The 2,425-nt window shown below is 73.1% G+C and carries 2 protein-coding genes; both read right to left on the bottom strand.

The window, feature by feature from the left end:
- On the bottom strand, positions 1–1,696 hold a 1,696-nt coding region (locus HMPREF3105_RS08335; RefSeq protein ID WP_083325318.1), incomplete at its 3' end, for a CTP synthase.
- Positions 1,697–1,705: 9 nt separating this feature from the next.
- Positions 1,706–2,425 (bottom strand): tyrosine recombinase (locus tag HMPREF3105_RS08330; RefSeq protein ID WP_070709200.1); only part of this gene is annotated, 720 nt, incomplete at its 5' end.

Raw genomic sequence — 2,425 nt, 5'->3', positions numbered from 1 at the left:
CCGCGTCGGCGCGGCGGGCCAGGCCGGCGGCGACGAGGCCGGCGAACAGCGGGTGCGGGCGGGTCGGCCGGGAGGAGAACTCCGGGTGGGCCTGCGTGGACACGTAGTACGGGTGCACGTCCCGGGGCAGCTCCACGAACTCCACGAGGGCGCCGTCCGGGGAGGTGCCGCAGATCGCGAGACCGGCCTCCTCGAGGCGGTCGCGGTAGGCGTTGTTCACCTCGTAGCGGTGGCGGTGGCGCTCGGTCACCTCGGTGGTGCCGTAGGCCTCGGCCACCACGGAGCCCGGGCGCAGGGTCGCGGGGAAGGCGCCCAGGCGCATGGTGCCGCCGAGGTCCCCCTCGCCGGCCACGATCTGCTCCTGCTCGGCCATGGTGGCGATCACGGGCGAGGCGGTCTCCGGGTCGAACTCGGTGGAGTCCGCGTCCTCCAGGCCGAGGACGTTGCGGGCGTACTCGATGACCATGGACTGCAGGCCCAGGCACAGACCCAGCGTCGGGATCCGCTGCTCGCGGGCGTGCCGCAGCGCGCCGAGCTTGCCCTCGAGCCCGCGCACGCCGAAGCCGCCGGGCACACACACGGCGTCGACGTCCGCGAGCGCCACCGCCGCGCCCTCGGGGGTGGCGCACTCGTCCGCGGCCACCCAGCGGATGCCCACCTTGGCCCGGTGGGCGAAGCCACCGGCGCGCAGCGCCTCGGTGACGGACAGGTAGGCGTCCGGCAGGTCCACGTACTTGCCCACGAGCGCCACCGTGAGCTCGTGCTCCGGGTGGTGCACGGCGTCCATGAGGGCATCCCACGCGGTCCAGTCCACGTCCTTGAACTTCAGGTCCAGGGACTGCACCACGTGGGCGTCGAGGCCCTGGTCGTGGATGACGCGGGGGATGTCGTAGATGGAGGGGGCGTCGGCGCAGTTGACGACGGCGTCCTGCGGGACGTCGCACATGCGGGCGATCTTGCCGCGGACATCGTCGGGGACGGCCCGGTCCGAGCGCAGCACGATCGCGTCCGGCTGGATGCCGATCGAGCGCAGGGCGGCCACGGAGTGCTGTGTGGGCTTGGTCTTGAGCTCCTGCGAGGGGCCGATGTACGGCACGAGGGAGACGTGCAGGAAGAAGACGTCGTCGCGGCCGACGTCCTGGCGGACCTGGCGGGCGGCCTCGAGGAAGGGCTGCGACTCGATGTCGCCGACGGTGCCGCCGATCTCCGTGATGATCACGTCCGGGGCGGGGCGGTCGCCGCGGGGCTCCGCGGGCAGGCGCATCCGGCGGCAGATCTCGTCGGTGATGTGCGGGATGACCTGGACGGTGTCCCCGAGGTACTCGCCGCGGCGCTCGCGGGCGATCACGGTGGAGTACACCTGGCCGGTGGTCACGTTGTCCAGGCCGTCGAGGTCCTCGTCGAGGAAGCGCTCGTAGTGGCCGATGTCCAGGTCCGTCTCGGCGCCGTCCTCGGTGACGAACACCTCGCCGTGCTGGAACGGGTTCATGGTGCCCGGGTCCACGTTGAGGTAGGGGTCGAGCTTCTGCATCACCACCCTGAGCCCGCGCGCCTTGAGCAGGTGGCCGAGCGAGGAGGCCGTGAGCCCCTTGCCGAGGGAGGAGGCGACACCGCCGGTCACGAACACGTGACGGGTGACGCGCGTGGACGTCTGAGTACGAGAAGTTCGTTTCACCACGGATTTTGAGCGTATCAGGTGCGGGGCTCAGCGCGCGCGCGGATGCGCGGCGGAGTAGACCTCGCGCAGGGAGTCCACGGTGACGAGGGTGTACACCTGCGTGGTGGTCACGGACGCGTGCCCGAGCAGCTCCTGGACCACGCGGACGTCCGCGCCGCCGGCCAGCAGGTGCGTGGCGAAGCAGTGGCGCAGGGTGTGGGGCGAGACGTCCGCCTCGAGGCCGGCGCGCTCGGCCGCCCGCTTCAGCACGGCCCACGCGGACTGCCGGGAGAGCCGGCCCCCGCGGGCGTTGACGAACAGGGCGGGCGTGGAGCGTGTGACTCCCGTCATGATCGTGGGCCGTCCCCGCACCAGCCATGCGTCGAGCGCGGCGGCCGCGTAGGAGCCGATCGGCACCACGCGCTCCTTGGACCCCTTGCCGAACAGGCGGACCACGGGCTGGCCGCCGTCGTCCCCGGTCTGCGCGAGCCCCACCACGTCGTCGACGTCGAGGCCGACCACCTCGGAGATGCGGGCGCCGGTGCCGTAGAGGAACTCGAGCAGCGCGCGGTCCCGCAGTCCGGCGGGGGTGTCGACGGGCACGGCCTCCAGCAGCGCCGTCACCTGCTCCACGGGGAGCGCCTTCGGCAGGCGGTCGCCCGGCTTCGGCGGGTGGACGTCGCGGGCGGGGTCGGCGGGCGTGAGTCCCTCGAGGGCCCAGAACCGGTGCAGGCCGCGCACGGCCGCGAGCACGCGGGCCGCCGAGCG

Source organism: Micrococcus sp. HMSC31B01 (assembly GCF_001816085.1).
GTDB classification, from domain to species: domain Bacteria; phylum Actinomycetota; class Actinomycetes; order Actinomycetales; family Micrococcaceae; genus Micrococcus; species Micrococcus luteus.
This window is presented reverse-complemented; position numbering and strand designations above follow the sequence as displayed.